Below are 17,537 nucleotides of genomic sequence, written 5' to 3' on the forward strand. Positions count from 1 at the left end.
ATGATGTAATTTTACGTGTTATAATAAAAACCGTATCACTCATAATTCTTCAGACCGCGTGACCAAGCTATCTATCGGTAGTGAACATAAGCTACGTATAATCGTAGCCGCCCTGAAGTCGAGGATACTTACATATTTAATTACAAGCCCAAAACACTAAGTTGATGCGTTTTGGGTTTTTTCTGTATATTAGCGTATTAAATTAGGATGAATGTTGTTTTACCATATGTTAGCAGATTAGGTGAGAGATAGTATCAAATTACTGAATAAAATAAGCCCGCAATCTAGTTGACTGTGGGCTTATAAAAAACTTAACCCTACATCGAAAATGTAGGGTCTACAAACATATAGTTTATTTCCTTATTGCTAATAATAATGGTTTAACTAGAATATTTCAAGAATATTATCGGAAAAATTATAAAATGTAAAAGTGTAGGTATAGGAAGCTGGGGAGGTAAGGATAATAATATCTTTTTTAAAGATTACAAGGGATTTAAAAATGGTCAAGCGCAGTGATAAAATGATATATGAATCATGTTTACTATCGTTTATTTAATATATTAATTAGAGGTGACCAATGGATAATATCACTAAGGATGAACTTCATGAAATAATAAAAACGATGAAAGCGAAAGAATTAAGAACGTTTGTACGTCAAATATGCGAGAAACATCCAGCAGTATATGAGGAGTTTAAAGTATTTAATCATATGGTTTCTCTATCAACAACGCAATATATTTATGAACTGGAATCACTTGTAACGCGTTATGAAGATGAATTGGAAAGTAAGACTGCTAAGAAGGAAATGCTCAAAGATATCGAACATTTATTGATGGCACAGTTAGAGATTCATTATCAGGAGAAAGATTATGAGTGGATGATGGATGCATTAATTGCGACGCTGTCACTTATAGGACGTTCAGAATTTGGCAATATGGAACAACATCTCATGAAAATACATGAATATTTATTGTATATCACTGAAACGGTATTACGTTATTTTGAGGCAACACAGCGTTTAAAGTTGATGAGAAGATTTTTAACTATTGCAAAGACATGTAATGAGATTACTGAAACGTATATATTGTGTCATGTGAAAGCATTGATGGACACGATACAATCACCAGATCAATTATATGATGAAATGAAATCAATATTAACGAATATTCCAGAAGGCGTGAGTGATCGCAGAATAATTGCAATAATTGTAGTGATGATTCAATTACAGGATTATATTGATGAAAAGGATAATGATTTAGACAAGATATTGGCGAAATATGATGATTATGAAGTCGTTCAGGAACATTTAGGGATAGTGAAATTAGTTGAATAGTTAGTACTTTCTCAATCTCTTAAGTCATAAACTTATTATATTTCAATCATTTCCCCCTGCCACCACCATATTAATAGGAAAATTGTAACCGAAGTGATAAAATTACCTCATGATATATAAATAAAAATCTGGAGGTTACATCATGGCTAAAAACGGAGAAGCGGGTAAAGGTAGAGAAGGGCAAGTAAAAGACAGATCACAAGTATTTAATCCAAAGACTGGGCAATATGTTAAACGTGATACGAAAACAGGTAGATTCATGGATGTTAAAAGTGATGGTACGCCGTTTAAAGGTGTTAGAAAAGAAGATTAATACTAACCTCAATGATAAACACCTAACGACAATTGATTCAATATCGTTAGGTGTTTTTATCATTTAAATTAAGTTAATTTCTTATACGCACCAACGGTTACTGCCAGGTCATAGTAAGCTGCACCGACGGATTTGAATATGGTAATGCCACGCGTATCAGCTACTTTATCGATATCTTTCAACGCGACTGCTTGCGCAAATGAAAATTTGCCATCCTGCGCTGCTTGAATAAATTCTCCAGCTTCATGTTGCGCGCCTTCAATATCATCCATAACGATAACTTTCGCATGTTCAATGGCTTCGATATCAATCTCACGCATTTCAGGTAAATAAGAACCTACACCGTTAATATGTACGTGTGGTTGAATATCCTGATAGCGAAATACAGCTGCTTCAGATCGCGTCGCACAGTTGATAATATCAGCATCTTTTACAGCAATGGCTTCACTATCAACTACGATGATATCACATTCCACGCCTTGTTTCTCTAGACGTTCTTTAAAGTGATATGCTTTATCTTCAGTGCGATTATAAAGATAAATCTTCGTAATTGCTCTCACAGCTAGAACACCCAACACTTGTTCAAACGCCATGCCGCCAGTTCCAATGACGGCAAGTGTTGCTGCATTTTTACGAGATAAATAATCTGTCGCGATAGCGCTCATTGCACCCGTTCTGAGTCGCGTTAAATAACTACTTTCAAGCGATGCAATATGTCTACCTGTTTCTAATTCAGTTAACATTGTAATCCCTTGTGAAACGGGTTGCTGCTGATTATTCGGAAATATCGAGATTGTTTTTAATATTGAATAGTTGCTGTTGGTATTCACGCATGGCATATACAGCATCGTATCCTTAGTATCAGGCATTGCTATTACCGTACGTTCTTTATTAATAATGCTGCCTTGCACTAGATCAGTTAATACGCGTTTTACATCATCGATAGCATCCTGCATTGTATAGTATGCTTCAATATCCTGATCACTATAATACTTCATGACGAACCTCCTAATTAACAGTCGTATGCTTTAAATCTTCCGCTTGTTGATGTTGAATGGATAATACTGAAATAATTGAAATTATCGCAATGATGATAATATAAACAGCTACCGGAACGTATGACCCGTTAAATGTCCCCATTAAATATTCTGCAATCATCGGCGCTGTACCACCTGCTAATGCTGCACCAATTTGATACCCTAAAGTTACGCCAGTATAACGCACTTCTTTATTAAATACTTCAGAGAACATTGTACCTAACACTGCAGTAATCGGTGACCAGATAACGCTTAAACCAATCACAGTTGCGATGAACACTGCGATTGTAGACTTTTGTTCAAGTAACCAGAAGTACGGAAAGCTGTATAGCAGCATCGCGAATGCACCTATTAAGTATAATTTCTTTCGACCAACTTTGTCACTCAGCTTCCCGTATTGTGGTATTAATATTGTAGTCAATACTGCAGAAGCCATGACAATTAACATAATACTTTCAAATTTTAAGCCTAATTTTTCAGTTGCATAGCCGACGACAAATGTTCCGAAGATATAGAAAGGTGCTGTTTCTACAAATTTAGCGCCACTCGTAATCAATACTTCTTTCCAATGATATTTCAACGTATGAATTAAAGGTACTTTCGGTGCTTTACCACTTTCCTGAATCGCTTTAAAGTCAGGCGTTTCATCTAATCCTTGGCGTATCCATAATCCGAAGAACACTAATACACCACTCAGAATGAATGGAATTCTCCATCCGAAATTATTAAATTGTGCATCTGTCGTCACGGCAGTCATCATGTAAAAGGCTAACGAACCAAGTACCATGCCAATCGTTACACCCATTTGAGGCACACTACCAAAGTAACCTCTTTTTTCTGGAGGTGCATATTCAGTGGCTAATAATAATGCGCCGCCCCATTCACCGCCAATGCCTAAACCTTGAATCAAGCGGCATAATAGCAATAAGAGTGGTGCAGCAATACCGATCGTTTCGTAATTTGGAATAAAGCCAATTGCGACTGTTGCGAGCCCCATTAATAATAATGTCATGACTAACGTTTTCTTTCTCCCCATTTTATCCCCGATATGCGCAAAGAAAATGCCGCCAAAAGGTCGAATAAAGAATGACAATGCGAGTCCGAAATAAGCAATTAAATTTGAAATGGTAGGATCATCAGTCACGAAGTATTGTTTGCTGAAGATAATACTTGCGACGGATGCATACAGAAAGAAATCAAACCATTCAATTGATGAGCCGATTAGACTCGCACTTAAGACCTTTTTTTCTAGTTTCTTTTCCATGTCCTTTCCCCCTTGTAATTAAAAAATTAAATACCACTTAAAAATATTATATTAATTAAAAGAATATTCTGTCAATTATATTTTTTAATAATGATTTTCACTATATCCACTTTATTTGTTGTACACTATTAATATAGTTGTATTGAGCGGGAGGAACGATCATGTCGATTGGAGATAACATTAGAGAAATCAGAAAGCGTAAAAAGATGACGTTACAAAAAGTTTCTGATAAAACAAAGCTTTCAATCCCATTTCTTTCATTGCTTGAAACGAATAAAAGCGATGCAACAATGGCGAGTATTCGTTTAATTGCAGATGCATTAGAAGTGCATCCAAGCCAGTTCTTCTATAACCAGATGTCATTAAGTAAGAAAGTCGTTGAACTGAATAAGGGCTTCCAGTATGAACGATTGTCTAATGAATTAGAAACGCCGTTTGTTCCGATTAAAGTAATGATTGATCCGGGGAAGACGAAGATTGACCATGTTAGACATAGTGGCTTTGAATTTGTGTACGGGTTGAAAGGGACGTTAACTTTAACGATTGATGATGAAATTGTGGAAATAAACCCAGGTGAATCATTGATGTATGAAGCGACGAAAGCGCATTACTGGTACAATCACACCAATGAGAAGGTTGAGTTTTTAGTGGTGAATGAACGTGGATAGAGCGTGTTTATTATTTTTTAAACATTATAACTACATAACCTGATAAGTAGAAGGCATGTTAGCATGGCTTCTACTTTTTTTTATTTTTCATTTTTGTGAATCAATTCACAAAAACGCCATAATTTCGTCTGAAAACCTATAGGCAATACATCAAAATCATGCTAAATTATAGATGAATTTAAGTGGTGCAAAAATTTTTAAAATATTATGTGAATGAAATCACAAAAACAGGAGGAATTATCATGGTTACAGCATTAATCGTCGCAATTGTCTTAGTCAACATGTATTTTTTATTTTTCTTTGCAAAAGATGTAGCAGCCAATATGCAGGCAATGAAAGAAGAACCTGCTAATGCTAAAGCATTACCTTTCACTTCATTTATTATGTTCTTCTTATCTACATTTGGTATTTCTGACTTTGCTATCGGAACAGTATTGTACGACAAATTGAAATGGGTCGATATTAAGAAGTTACCTGGGACATTAAATACACAATGTGTGATTCCTGTAGCAGTGATGGCGGTTTGTTATATTAGCTCAATTAATGTGGGGATTAAAACATTATTAGTATGTATCATTTGTCAGGTCATTGGGGCATACATTGGTCCACGATTTGTAGTGAAACTGCCAGCTGAAACAATTAAATTATTTGTAGGATTTGGTTTAGTCGTTGCAGCGTTTCTTATCTTTGCAGGTCAAATGAATTGGATTACATCTAATGGTACAGCAACAGAGTTATATGGATTTAAATTAATACTGACTGGCTTCTTACTATTCGTCTTCGGTGCATTAAATAATATCGGTATCGGGTCTTATGCATTAACAATGGTCACAGTTTATCTGATGGGTATGGATCCCGTTGCAGCATTTCCAATTATGATGGGTGCTTGTACATTCTCTGTTCCGGTAGGAAGTGTTGAATTTGTTAAGTTACATCATTACAGCAGAAAGATTACTTTATTTGCTGCTACATTTGGTGTGTTAGGTGTATTATCAGCTGTATTCTTAGTGAAATCGCTTGATACGTATATGTTGAAATGGGTTGTTATTGTGGTACTACTTTATAGCGCATATACAATGTTAGAATCACAATTTAAAAATCGAAATAAAACAAAAATGGCATAAAGGGTGATTGATATGATAAATCTATCTAAAGAAGATGTGAAACAAATATTTACGATGCAAGATGCAATCGAAGCAGATAAAGCAGCATTAGCACAATATTCTAAAGGACTTGCGAATGTACCACTACGTACGAATATTGATGTACCTGAAAGTAACGGACAGGCACTCTTTATGCCAGGCTATGTGCAAGGTGATGAAAGTGCACTAGGGATTAAGATTGTGTCAGTTTATCCGGATAATATTAATAAAGGGTTACCGAGTGTACCGGCAACAATGATCGTCATGAATCCAGAGACAGGTATTGTCGATGGCATTATTGATGGGACTTACTTAACACAATTAAGAACAGGTGCGGTACAAGGTGCTGCAACGGATTTATTAGCACGACATGATGCAAAGATTGGTGCATTGATTGGTACAGGTGGACAAGCAGAAAGTCAATTTGAAGCGATGATTACAGTACGTGATCTTGAAGAAGTGAGAATCTTTGATATTGATTTCAGTCGAGCGCAAGCGTTCGCGAATGAAATGACTGATAAATATAGTGTGAAAGCAAGAGCCGTTGAAACAAGTGAAGCATGCGTGACAGATGCTGATATTATTACGACTGTTACGACAAGTAAACGCGCAACATTTGATGCTCAATTTGTAAAGCAAGGTGCACATATTAATGGTGTCGGCGCGTATACGAAAGAAATGTGTGAAATACCACGTGAAATGATTAAACGCGCTGATGTTGTAATATTTGATACGATGGACGGTGTGTTAGGAGAAGCGGGAGACTTTATTCAGCCGCTTGAAGAAGGATATATTACGGAAGACGCTATTAATGGAGAACTTGGTCAATTGATTAACGGAGATATTAAAGGCAGAACAAATGATACAGAAATTACGATCTTCAAAACAGTCGGCTCAGCGGTATTAGATGTAGTGACAGCTGCTAAAATATTTAAAGCTTATAAGATGGAGCATGGCATTGAATTATAAAATTAAGGGCTCAAAACACAATCATTAGTGTTTTGGGCTTTTTTGTTATTTGTTGAATTAAATAGTGTATTCATTTAAAATAAAATTACAACTTAGAAACGTGAAGAGGAAGTGTAGAATTTTTAAAAATACATAGGGATTGTGGGGAGAATACGGGGATGAAACGACGATTTGGTGTATTTCATATGATTAAAGAATATTATGGGAATGCCTTTACATTAAAAGGACGATCAAATCAAAAAGAATATTGGTCAGCATTTATTATGAATATTGTATTAGAAATCTTGATGTACTTGTTTTACGGTGCGTTTATGATTGCCTTTACTATGGGATTTTACGCATTATTTGGTCCTGAAGACGGCCAAGTAGGATCTACATTGCCATTAATATACGCCTTATTATTTCTTCGATTTATTTTTTCAATTTGGATATGGTATCCGTTCATCGCGCTATCTGTTCGACGATTACATGATATCGGCGCGAGTGGGTATTTTGTGTTAATTGCGATTGGAATATTATTTTTGACCTTTTTTGTTTCGTTCGGTATGTTTTTCACGACAGTTGGCATGCCAATAATATTAATATGTATCATTGTGCTAGGCTGCCTGGATTCACAACACGGCCCGAATAAGTGGGGAGAACCGGTTGGCGAAGTGAAGGTAGGGAGTAATGTTATATCTAATATAAAAAAGCTTCGAAAAAATTACAGATTGTAATTATTTTCGAAGCTTTATTTATGTCGTTTAATCTTTAATTGAACTACCACCATCACCGTAGTTATTCGGATATTTGTTGCCTGGTTGCGCTAGTACGAAAATTGTATAAATATAGATGATACCAACGACTGCAGTACCAAATAAACCGGCAATTAAACTAGCACCTAAGAACGTTGTATTTTGAGCAGATGCTGCTGCTAAAATACTTAATACAAATACTACTGAAGCGATGACAGCAATTGTGCTACTTATTTGAGAAATAACAGCAAGTAGCATTGTTCGATTCGTATCATGTAAACGACGCACAGTTACAGTAAAAGAAGGTACTATAATAGCTAAAGCAAACAATGCACTCAATGTACCAGCAGAGAGTATACCCAACAATGCTGATATAACAAAGTTAATCCAGTAAGGATGCCAAAATTCTTGACGGGAAGATCTTCCGTTAATGTCTAATGCACGTGTCCAAAAAAGTTTGTAGTAATGAATAATTTCATTTTGTTGTGTGTTCATTATACTCTCCTCAATTTGAAATAAAAGAACAACCGATTAATTAAATAATCGGCTGTTAGGACAATTAAACTTCGTGTGAGTTAGTATTCGTTTGTTGTTCTACATTAATAGGAGCTGTTTCTTCTTGAACTAAATTATTTGAAGAATGCGCTTTTGATAATTGTACTTCTGCAATTGCTTGTCGTCGTATGTTTTCTTCATGTTCTTTAATCATATTTGGAATTAAGAATGCATCAACGATAAGCCAGATTAAAGACGGAATACCAAACGTCCAAGATGATACAAGAAATGTTAAAAGAATTAAACCAATTGCTGATGCTGTTTTACCGAAATAAAAACGGTGCGCACCAAATCCACCTAAGAAAAACCATAATAAATATGCTACCCCAGTAGATTTCTTTTGAGTCATGACTTTTGTTTCAATAAACTGTCTTTCTTGAATGTTCATAATAAGCTCCTTGTTCATTTTACAAATTATAAGTTGTAAAATTTATTGTATTAAGTTACATTTTTAATTTTACATCAAGAAAACCGCATCTTCAACTAGTTTTTGAAAATAATATAAATTATAGATAATTTCCAATTAGATACTAATTCGTTAAGGGTAAATAATATTATCTTTAAATTATTCAATGATGTATTTCTCTTTGTTGTTTAATAATGTAGTTTTCCTCACCCCAAATAATATAGCCCGAACTCCAGGTCTTTCTCCAAATGTTCTTTTATTAATGTTTCCGCGCGCTGCTCATCTCTTTTTTCAATGGCATCTACTATTTCGTCATGTTCATCTAACAATGAATGACGTTCTTTTTCTACGACTGTCTTTCTAAATAAATATATAACAGCATGTAATTGATCATATGTAGACTTTAAATATGGATTCTTCGTCGCACTTACAATTTTCTCGTGAAATTGCTGATTAGCTGCCATAGTCGCCTCGAAATCACCGTTTCTCGCGATGTGTATTAATGCTTTTAATTCATCTATATCACTTTGCTGGAATAACAGAATCGCCTTCTTAATACTATGAACTTCGATTAATATTCTCATTTCAAATAAATCTCTAATTTCTTCTTTCCCAGGCACATGAATGTAGTTTTCTTTAATCAAATATTCATATTCAAGTTGTCTTAATACCTCTCGAATAGGCGTTCTACTCACATTATATTTAGCTGCTAGTTTTGCTTCGGTCATTTTTTCATTTTGGCTTAATTCACCGTTTAATATATCATCTCTTATTTGGTTATAAAGAGAGTTATCTGTTTTATTGATCATCGTTTCACCTCTTACAAACATTATATAATACTTACTTTAATTTTATTGTATACAAAAATATATTTTTGGTATACAATGATTGCAACCGGTTACATAAAGCGTTTACATTTTATAAGGGGGTATTTTTATGCCGTTATTAATCATTGGTTTAGGAATTATTTTATTATTAATTTTAATTATGGGATTTAAGTTAAATACTTTTATTTCACTTATTATGACGTCAGCGGTTGTTGCTGTGTTACTCGGTATTCCATTAGATAAGATTGTTGCCACAATCGAAACAGGGATGGGTGGCACACTAGGTCACATCGCTTTAATCTTTGGTTTAGGTGCAATATTAGGTAAGTTAATCGCCGATGCTGGTGGTGCACATCAAATCGCGCATACTTTAATTGAAAAGTTCGGTGAAAAGAGAATTCAAATCGCAATTTTAATTGCTTCGTTTATTATTGGTATTGCTTTATTTATGGAAGTGGCAATTGTATTAATCATTCCGATTGTGATTAGTATTGCAAGAGAGATTAAAATGCCGTTAGTGAAACTAGCTATTCCTATGGCAACTGCAGTTTGTGCAACACATGCATTTTTACCACCACATCCTGGTCCGATTGCAGTATCTGCTGAGTACGGTGCGAATGTTGGCTTAGTATTAATCTATGGTATTATCGTTGCATTCCCAACGGTATTAATTGCAGCTTTCATCTTCCCGAAATTAGCGATGAAATATATTCCTTCAGCATTTACGATGGAACAAATTAAATTATCTTCATTTGCTTCACAAGAGGAACCTAAGTTTGAAAGACTACCTAGCTTTGGTATAAGTATCTTTACAGCATTATTCCCAGTGATGTTAATGATGATTGGTGCAGCTGTCGATATTTCACAGAAACAGATTGGCTTTGACAATAATTTATTCATTAACGTGATTCGTTTATTTACGAACTCTGGTATGGCAATGCTACTTTCAGTGTTACTTGCGTTATATACAATGGGCTATAAACAAGGGATTCAAACGAAACAACTTGGTGCTACGATTACAAATGCAGTCAACTCAATGGGGATGTTATTGCTCGTTATCGGTGGTGGCGGTGCATTAAAACAAGTTATTATTGATGGTCATGTTGGCGATTATATTGCTAAATTATTCGAAGGCTCAACAATGTCTCCAGTATTCTTAGCCTGGATGGTAGCAGCGTTACTTCGTATTTCATTAGGTTCAGGTACAGTTGCAATGTTAACGACAGCAGGATTAGTATTGCCATCGTTACATGGTGCAACTGGCGTCAACCTGGAGCTAGTCGCATTAGCTACAGGTGCGGGAAGTGCTACTGCAAGTCATGTTAATGATGCAGGATTCTGGATCATCAAAGAATCTTTAGGTTTAAATCTGAAAGAAGGTTTAGGTATTTATACTGTGTTATCAACAATCGTATCTGTTGGTGGAATTTGCTTTATTATGTTACTTGATTTATTTGTATAAGCGTGAAAAATTAATTAATCAGGAGATGTTATAGATGAATATTGGATTTATTGGTTTAGGTATCATGGGGCGTCCGATGGCAAAACATATGGTGAGTGCAGGACATCAACTATTTGTAAGTGATTTAAATGTTGAGGCAGTGAATGAACTTGTAAGTCTTGGTGCAAAAGCAGCTACACCGAAAGAAATAGCAGAAAATACAGAAGTGATTATTACAATGTTACCTAACGGAGCGATAGTCAAATCAGTATTAACAGACGGAGAAACATCACTAATAGCTCATTTAAATAACAACCACTTTGTTATCGACATGAGTTCACTAACACCAGATGATTCAAAATATATAGGAGAACGAGTAAGTTCAGTAGGTGCTAAGTTTGCGGATGCACCCGTCAGTGGTGGGGAGCCGTTAGCAATTACGGGTGAACTTGCGGTGATGGTAGGATGTCACGAGGAAGACTTTGACTATATTAAAGAAACAATCGCACCGATGAGTAAATCGGTGATTCGCGTTGGGGATATTGGGTCAGGTAGTTTAGTGAAATTAGCAAATCAAATTATTGTTAATACAAATATTGTGGCGCTTAGTGAAGCGGTTGTACTAGGTAAGAAGTTTGATATTGATTTAGAAGCGATGTTTGAAGCGATTCGTTATGGTTTAGCGGGTTCAGCAGTAATGGAAGCGAAATTCCCTAAAATGATTGCTGAAGATTATCAGCCGGGTGGCACATTGAATATCAACGTTAAAGACTTAAAGAATGTAGTATCGACTTGCGATAATAATAACATTACATTACCTGTAGTTAGTATGGTGAAAGAAATGTATAAATCAGAAGTATCACTAGGTAATGGCATGAATGACCATTCTGGTATCATCAAATATATAGAACGAATTAATGGCTTGGAGGGATAAAGATGATTCAGACATTCTTTAATAAACAGCCAGACTTTGAATTCAAAAGAGATTTAAAGAAATTAAATCAGAAAGTCATAGTCCTTGATGACGATCCGACGGGGACACAAACTGTCAAAGATTTATATGTAATTACAAGCTTTGACGAAGCATCTATTCGTGATGGCTTTGAAAGTGAAAATAATATGTTCTATATCCTGACAAATTCACGCGCACTAAATGAAGAAGATACAGTTAAGCTTCATAAGCAATTGATTCAAACAATCGATAAAGTATCGAAAGCACTAAATAAAGATTATTTAATTATTAGTCGTGGAGATTCTACTTTAAGAGGACATTCTTATTTAGAACCGAAAACGTTAAACGAAGCATCTGTAACACACTTTGATGGATTATTCTATGCACCAGCATTCTTCGATGGCAACCGTTATACATTTGAAGGGGTTCATTATATTAAAGAAGGCGAAACGTTTGTACCGGCTGCAGAAACGGAATTTGCGAATGATACAACGTTTGGTTACAATGCACATACGATGCAGGAATATGTGGAAGAAAAGAGTAACGGTGAAGTAAAAAAAGAAGATGTATTGCTATTTGATCTGCATTTAATCCGAAGTGGTGATAAACAAGCGATGTTTGATAAGCTGGATGAAGTTGTTAACTTTAAATCTGTAATTGTTGATGCTTTATGTGAAGCGGATATGAACAACTTTACAGCAGTACTACTTGAATACCTGGAACAAACAAATAAAAAATTCTTATTTAGAACTGCAGCGGATTTTGTGAAATCGATCTGTGCGACACCGGGGACAATCATTGATCCTTCAGCATATGATTTCAATGATAATGGTGGGTTAATTGTTGTGGGATCTCATGTGAAGAAGACGACTGCACAGTTAGAAGCATTACTTGCAAGCGGTATTGAGAAAATAGAATTTGATGTTAAAGAAGTTACAAATGAGACAACATTAAAAACGTATATTTCAAGTATAAAAGAGCAGATTGAATCACTTATAGTGAATGGGAAAGATGTGGTAATATATACGACACGTGACGTTATTCGAACTGATGATAAGTTTGAGAATTTACGACTGTCTAAACTCATATCAGAGAGTTTAGTAGATATTGTTTCAAATCTTTCAATTCAGCCAAGGTTTATAATTGCTAAAGGTGGTATTACTTCAAGTGATGTAGCAACCATTGGATTAGGAATTAAGAAAGCACTTGTGTTAGGCCAAATTGATAAAGGAATTCCAGTTTGGTTAACAGGACAAGAAGCCAAATATGTCGGCATTCCATATGTCGTTTTCCCGGGAAATGTTGGGGAAGTAACTACGTTAAGAGAAGTGTATGAGAAGTTGAAGAAGTAAGTTGATTAGGATAATCGAGTTTAAATAGATTAGATTCTTGGAAGAATATTTATTAATATTTGAGTGCTGAAAATGAATCCCTTGGGAATTTATTTTCAGCTTTTTTGCATATTTAATGAGGTAGAATTAGTAAATTTAATACACTTATTTTATAATAAACATGTAGTAAAAATTAGGAAGGGGATTTCATATATGTTAAATATGCAAGACTTAAGCGATTTACCGTTAGACGAGCAAGCAGCTTATCAAAAGTTTATTGATGCATTACAAGAAAGTGATATTCCAAAAGCCCAATATTTACGCATGAACTTATCGGTGATGAAGGATGAACGCCTTGAACAAAGTAAAATCGGTGGCGTGCCATTCTTAAAATCATTAGAAGATATTCCGTTTGATACGAAGCACCAACCAATGGTATTACTAGCGCAAATTAATTTAAGTGAATTACCTGATACACAAACAGTATTCCCGACAAATAAAGGATTATTACAATTCTGGATAAGTGGTCACGATGAAGGGTACGGCATGGGTATTGAATCGTTAACGGATACTGAGAATTCGAAATTAGTTTATATCGATGATGTGATGACGAATTTAACATTAAGCGAAATTCAAACGTATGTTGAACAGTTTGAATATGAAGATGAACACTTACCTGTCAAAGGGGCGTATGATGTTACATTTGATTTGAATGAACAATTGTTATCACCAGTTGACTATCGTTTTGAAGATATAGCTGTTCCATTATGGAATAAGATAAATCCAGAATTTGAGATTGAATCAATTTATGATGGTTATCATGAACTAATGGAAGCAGTGTTTGAAACGTTAATTGCAGAACAGCCAGCACATCAATTAGGTGGGTATCCGTACTTTGCTCAAGAAGATCCAAGAGAATTTGAAGAGGAGCTTCGCGTTTATGATCAGTTATTACTTCAAATTGATTCTGACGAAGAAGATGGTGTGGAGATTGCCTGGGGTGATGATGGTACAGCCAATGTATTGGTGAAGCGTGAAGATTTAAAAGCTATGAAATTCGATGATTATATCTTTACATGGGATAGCTTATAAATATAATTGAGAAGACAGGAGCAATCCTGTCTTTTTTAATGATTGGGTCTGTAAGATGCCCACGTTTTCGGCGTTTCAGATACTCTCACTTCAATGATTTCTTTAATATCTAAATCGTATTTTGCAGTCGTATATAAATAATGTGCTAAATTCTCAGCGGTTGGCTGAAAGGATAAGACGTCATTTAAATGGCGGTGATCTAAAGTGTCGTCTATATAGCGTTTAATGCTATCTAATGCACGATAATCCACGACAAAGCCGTAATCATTCAGCACATCTGCTCCTAACACAAATACTGCAATATAATTATGCCCATGTAATCTACCACATGGATGGCCTTCAGGAAGGCCATTCAGTACATGACTGCTTGAGAAATGGAACTGCTTTTCTATTTCATATAAATATCTCTTCATATTACATGCTCCTTCAATTGATACAATTTACGATTGAGCCATTGTATCATGATTATTATGTATTAATGGCTAATGTTTATGACAATATTTTGATAAATGATATGTTGTGTGCATTTTCGATTTTACAAACTCTACACACCTTCTTTATTTTTGCTTAATGTTTGAATTATACAATTCAGACATAAAACAAAAAGAGAGGGTTTTTATGATGTATAAAATTTTACAGCTTACGGATTTACATTTCGGCGCGTTATTACCAGAGTCAAACGATATTGATAACGTTACGAAAGCATTAATCAAACGATTAATCGATACGCATGAACCTGATTTCATTGCGATAACAGGGGATGTGATATGGAGTTTAACGCCGAATAGCTTTACTGTATTTCAAGATGTCTTATGTTTCATTAATAATTTCAATATTCCTTTTGGTGTAACGTTAGGTAATCACGATAGTGAGAGTGACTTTGCTCGTAGTAAGTTATATGATGTCATTCGCAGTTTATCGCATTTCACTGACATGTCAGCGTCTATTATGCATGGAGAGCGAATGAGTTATTATGTCGATATGACCGTAGATGATGTGCAACATCGTTTATACTTTATCGATACCGGTGATTACGATGCATTAAAAGTTGGTGAATACGATTATATTACGCATGAACAGATTGACTGGTTAATTGCAGCAGACAAAGACTTTAACGGTGTCGGACAACTGTTCATTCATATTCCAATTCCAGAATATGAGGATGCGAAAGCACTTGGTCTTGCAGAAGGTCATCAAGATGAATCGATTTGCTGTCCGAAATTAAACACAGGGCTCTTCAGCCAATTATTATTAAATGATACGTCGATTAAAGCGATTTATTGTGGGCATGATCATGATAATGATTTCCAGGCACTATACCATGGTATTCAACTTAACTACGGCCGCGTAACAGGTTTCAATACGTATGGACACTTGCGTAGAGGGGGACGATTAATTACTATTGAAGGTAATCATATTAATTCAGTTGTCGTTGAATAGGAGGTTATCGATTGAAAGATCATCGATTAAATAAAATTGTTCATTTAGTTGAACAGTCCGGTAAAATATCGGTCAATGATTTATCAGCATTACTTAAAGTTACGAAAGAAACCATTCGTCGTGATTTATCAGAGCTTGAGGAAGAGAAACGCATTTCTCGTATCCACGGGGCGGCGATTCCATTTCAAAGTAATAGTAAAGAACTGTATTACCATCGTAAACTTGCGTTACATGAAGATGAGAAGCGTCGTGTTGCGCAACAGGCAGCGCGATTAATCGAGTCTAATGATATGATTGTTGTTGATGGTGGAACGACGACAGTGCATATTCCTGAATTTCTTTATGGTATTAAAGGATTGAAAGTAGTGACAACGTCTCTTACGTTTGCGCTTAAATTTAACGAAGCGTTAGAAACAGGAAGAGTTGAAGGGGAGCTGATTATGGCACCCGGCAATTCTTATTATCAACAAAACACAGTAAAAGGTGCAGTCACGTTAAAGTTCTTATCGGAATGCTACTTTGATAAAGCCTTTATTTCATGCGGTGGGTATACTGACGACGTTGTCACGGAATATGATTTAGAGGAAACAGAAGTTTCCAAGATGATGATGCAACAAAGTGCGCAAAGTTATTTGCTGACGGATCAAACGAAAGCTGGCAAAGTACGTGCGTTTAAAATTGCGGATACAAAATCATTCAATCAAATCATTGTGGATGCAGAGAAATAATAATATTTTTGTTCAAACAATTAAATGTTTGTAAAGCAAAGAAAATGCCGATTACACGGCATTTTTTTGTTGTTATTTTTGTTTTACATTTGATTTACATAAATTAATGTTTGTTTTACTTTTGTTTAACGTTAAATTTACAATTTGCTGATATATTGAAAGAGTATTAAACATCTTATCAATTTAAAGGAGCAATTAACGTGTTTAAAAAATTATTAATTCCTGCAATGGCAGCAACGGTTCTTCTTGGCGCATGTGGCAACAGTAACGAAACAAGCAGCAAAACTTCTGATTTAAGCAGTATGAAGATTGAAGATTTAACGAAAGCAGCGAAAAAAGAAGGACAAGTTAACTCGTTAGGTATGCCAGATACTTGGGCGAACTGGAAAGAAACTTGGGCAGATATTAATAAGAAATACGGTATTAAACATAAAGATACAGATATGTCTTCAGCAGAAGAATTAGCAAAGTTTGAAAGTGAAAAGAAAAATGCTACGGGCGATATCGGTGACGTTGGTGTTGCATTTGGACCATTAGCAGTAGAGAAAGACTTAGTATTAGGTTACAAGACGTCTTACTTTGATGAAATTCCAGACTGGGCAAAAGATAAAGATGGTAAATGGGTTATCGGCTATACAGGTACGATGTCATTTATGACTGACAAGAAAGCAGTAAAGAATGCCCCTAAAACTTGGGAAGATATTAAAAATGGTGACTTTAAAGTATCAATCGGTGACGTAGAAAAAGCGAACCAGGCACAATTTGCAGTATTAGCAGCAGCATATGCATTTGGTGGTGACGAAAAGAATTTACAACCGGGTATTGATTTCTTCAAGAAATTAGCGAAGGAAGGCCGTTTAATTACAACAGATCCTGATATTGCTTCTATCGAAAAAGGTGAACACCAAGTGATGTTATTATGGGATTTCAACGCATTAAACTACCGTGATCAAGTTGATAAAAATCGTTTCGAAGTAACGATTCCATCTGACAAATCAGTTATGAGTGGTTATGCAACAGTAATTAATAAAAATGCGAAAAACCCACATGCAGCAGCTTTAGCGCGTGAATTCATTCTTTCTGATGAAGGACAAGATAACTTAGCTAAAGGTTATGCACGTCCAATCCGTAAAGATGCAAAAATTTCTGATGAAGCGAAAAAGAAATTATTACCTGATGATATGTACAAAAATGTAACACCAGTAAAAGATTCAAAAGCATGGGATGCAGCTTTAAAAGAATTACCACAAAAATGGCAAGAAGAAGTAGGTTCTTCGATTAAATAATAACAATTGAATTGAGATG

19 protein-coding genes are annotated in these 17,537 nt (G+C 35.2%); 13 read left to right on the plus strand and 6 right to left on the minus strand.

Features of this window, described 5'->3' with window-relative positions:
• Positions 1-577 precede the first annotated feature (577 nt).
• Both OCL94_RS11905 and OCL94_RS11910 read left to right on the plus strand, forming a co-directional pair.
• Positions 578-1,333 (plus strand): hypothetical protein, encoded by a 756-nt coding sequence (locus tag OCL94_RS11905; protein WP_262997141.1) that lies wholly within the window; start codon positions 578-580, stop codon positions 1,331-1,333.
• 142 nt (positions 1,334-1,475) lie between these two features.
• Positions 1,476-1,646: a hypothetical protein gene (locus OCL94_RS11910; RefSeq protein ID WP_262997142.1), complete on the plus strand. Its 171-nt coding sequence runs from the start codon at positions 1,476-1,478 to the stop codon at positions 1,644-1,646.
• Positions 1,647-1,714: 68 nt separating this feature from the next.
• Here OCL94_RS11910 and OCL94_RS11915 read toward each other — a convergent pair whose 3' ends face one another.
• Positions 1,715-2,644 (minus strand): ornithine cyclodeaminase family protein, encoded by a 930-nt coding sequence (locus OCL94_RS11915; RefSeq protein ID WP_262997143.1) that lies wholly within the window; start codon positions 2,642-2,644, stop codon positions 1,715-1,717.
• Between the two features lie 10 nt (positions 2,645-2,654).
• Positions 2,655-3,947, minus strand: coding sequence for an MFS transporter (locus tag OCL94_RS11920; protein ID WP_262997144.1), 1,293 nt, complete (start codon positions 3,945-3,947; stop codon positions 2,655-2,657).
• 161 nt (positions 3,948-4,108) lie between these two features.
• Here OCL94_RS11920 and OCL94_RS11925 point away from each other — a divergent pair, with 161 nt between their 5' ends.
• The 4 genes from OCL94_RS11925 to OCL94_RS11940 all read left to right on the plus strand — a co-directional run bounded on the left by OCL94_RS11925 (position 4,109) and on the right by OCL94_RS11940 (position 7,442).
• Positions 4,109-4,615 carry a helix-turn-helix domain-containing protein gene (locus OCL94_RS11925; protein ID WP_262997145.1) on the plus strand — a complete coding sequence of 169 codons (507 nt, stop codon included), beginning with the start codon at positions 4,109-4,111 and terminating at the stop codon, positions 4,613-4,615.
• Positions 4,616-4,857: 242 nt separating this feature from the next.
• Positions 4,858-5,739 carry a sulfite exporter TauE/SafE family protein gene (locus OCL94_RS11930; RefSeq protein ID WP_262997146.1) on the plus strand — a complete coding sequence of 294 codons (882 nt, stop codon included), beginning with the start codon at positions 4,858-4,860 and terminating at the stop codon, positions 5,737-5,739.
• 12 nt (positions 5,740-5,751) lie between these two features.
• A complete protein-coding gene (locus tag OCL94_RS11935; RefSeq protein ID WP_262997147.1) occupies positions 5,752-6,726 on the plus strand; it encodes an ornithine cyclodeaminase family protein in 975 nt (324 codons plus the stop codon).
• Positions 6,727-6,884: 158 nt separating this feature from the next.
• Positions 6,885-7,442: a DUF805 domain-containing protein gene (locus OCL94_RS11940; protein ID WP_262997148.1), complete on the plus strand. Its 558-nt coding sequence runs from the start codon at positions 6,885-6,887 to the stop codon at positions 7,440-7,442.
• Positions 7,443-7,469: 27 nt separating this feature from the next.
• On the opposite strand, the gene OCL94_RS11945 is transcribed toward OCL94_RS11940, so the two are convergent.
• From OCL94_RS11945 to OCL94_RS11955, 3 genes are all read right to left on the minus strand, one after another.
• On the minus strand, positions 7,470-7,955 hold the full coding sequence (locus OCL94_RS11945; protein WP_262997149.1) for a DUF805 domain-containing protein: 486 nt from the start codon (positions 7,953-7,955) through the stop codon (positions 7,470-7,472).
• Positions 7,956-8,019: 64 nt separating this feature from the next.
• A complete protein-coding gene (locus OCL94_RS11950; RefSeq protein WP_262997150.1) occupies positions 8,020-8,403 on the minus strand; it encodes a TM2 domain-containing protein in 384 nt (127 codons plus the stop codon).
• 224 nt (positions 8,404-8,627) lie between these two features.
• Positions 8,628-9,230, minus strand: coding sequence for a GntR family transcriptional regulator (locus OCL94_RS11955; RefSeq protein WP_262997151.1), 603 nt, complete (start codon positions 9,228-9,230; stop codon positions 8,628-8,630).
• 127 nt (positions 9,231-9,357) lie between these two features.
• Here OCL94_RS11955 and OCL94_RS11960 point away from each other — a divergent pair, with 127 nt between their 5' ends.
• The 4 genes from OCL94_RS11960 (at position 9,358) to OCL94_RS11975 (ending at position 14,064) form a co-directional block, all read left to right on the plus strand.
• Positions 9,358-10,710 (plus strand): gluconate:H+ symporter, encoded by a 1,353-nt coding sequence (locus tag OCL94_RS11960; protein WP_262997152.1) that lies wholly within the window; start codon positions 9,358-9,360, stop codon positions 10,708-10,710.
• Positions 10,711-10,744: 34 nt separating this feature from the next.
• Positions 10,745-11,623 (plus strand): NAD(P)-binding domain-containing protein, encoded by an 879-nt coding sequence (locus OCL94_RS11965; RefSeq protein ID WP_262997153.1) that lies wholly within the window; start codon positions 10,745-10,747, stop codon positions 11,621-11,623.
• Positions 11,624-11,625: 2 nt separating this feature from the next.
• Positions 11,626-12,993, plus strand: a complete 1,368-nt coding sequence (locus OCL94_RS11970; protein WP_262997154.1) for a four-carbon acid sugar kinase family protein — start codon at positions 11,626-11,628, stop codon at positions 12,991-12,993.
• Positions 12,994-13,185: 192 nt separating this feature from the next.
• The gene (locus OCL94_RS11975; RefSeq protein ID WP_262997155.1) at positions 13,186-14,064 is read left to right on the plus strand and encodes a YwqG family protein; all 879 of its coding nucleotides are present in this window, start codon (positions 13,186-13,188) and stop codon (positions 14,062-14,064) included.
• Between the two features lie 35 nt (positions 14,065-14,099).
• On the opposite strand, the gene OCL94_RS11980 is transcribed toward OCL94_RS11975, so the two are convergent.
• Positions 14,100-14,477 (minus strand): 6-pyruvoyl trahydropterin synthase family protein, encoded by a 378-nt coding sequence (locus tag OCL94_RS11980; RefSeq protein WP_262997156.1) that lies wholly within the window; start codon positions 14,475-14,477, stop codon positions 14,100-14,102.
• Positions 14,478-14,682: 205 nt separating this feature from the next.
• Here OCL94_RS11980 and OCL94_RS11985 point away from each other — a divergent pair, with 205 nt between their 5' ends.
• The 3 genes from OCL94_RS11985 to OCL94_RS11995 all read left to right on the plus strand — a co-directional run bounded on the left by OCL94_RS11985 (position 14,683) and on the right by OCL94_RS11995 (position 17,518).
• Positions 14,683-15,504 carry a metallophosphoesterase family protein gene (locus OCL94_RS11985; protein WP_262997157.1) on the plus strand — a complete coding sequence of 274 codons (822 nt, stop codon included), beginning with the start codon at positions 14,683-14,685 and terminating at the stop codon, positions 15,502-15,504.
• An 11-nt stretch (positions 15,505-15,515) separates the two neighbouring features.
• Positions 15,516-16,232 carry a DeoR/GlpR family DNA-binding transcription regulator gene (locus OCL94_RS11990; protein WP_262997158.1) on the plus strand — a complete coding sequence of 239 codons (717 nt, stop codon included), beginning with the start codon at positions 15,516-15,518 and terminating at the stop codon, positions 16,230-16,232.
• A 227-nt stretch (positions 16,233-16,459) separates the two neighbouring features.
• Positions 16,460-17,518 (plus strand): ABC transporter substrate-binding protein, encoded by a 1,059-nt coding sequence (locus tag OCL94_RS11995; RefSeq protein WP_262997159.1) that lies wholly within the window; start codon positions 16,460-16,462, stop codon positions 17,516-17,518.
• Positions 17,519-17,537 lie beyond the last annotated feature (19 nt).

Origin of the sequence: Macrococcus capreoli (genome assembly GCF_025628935.1) — a bacterium.
GTDB lineage: Bacteria > Bacillota > Bacilli > Staphylococcales > Staphylococcaceae > Macrococcoides > Macrococcoides capreoli.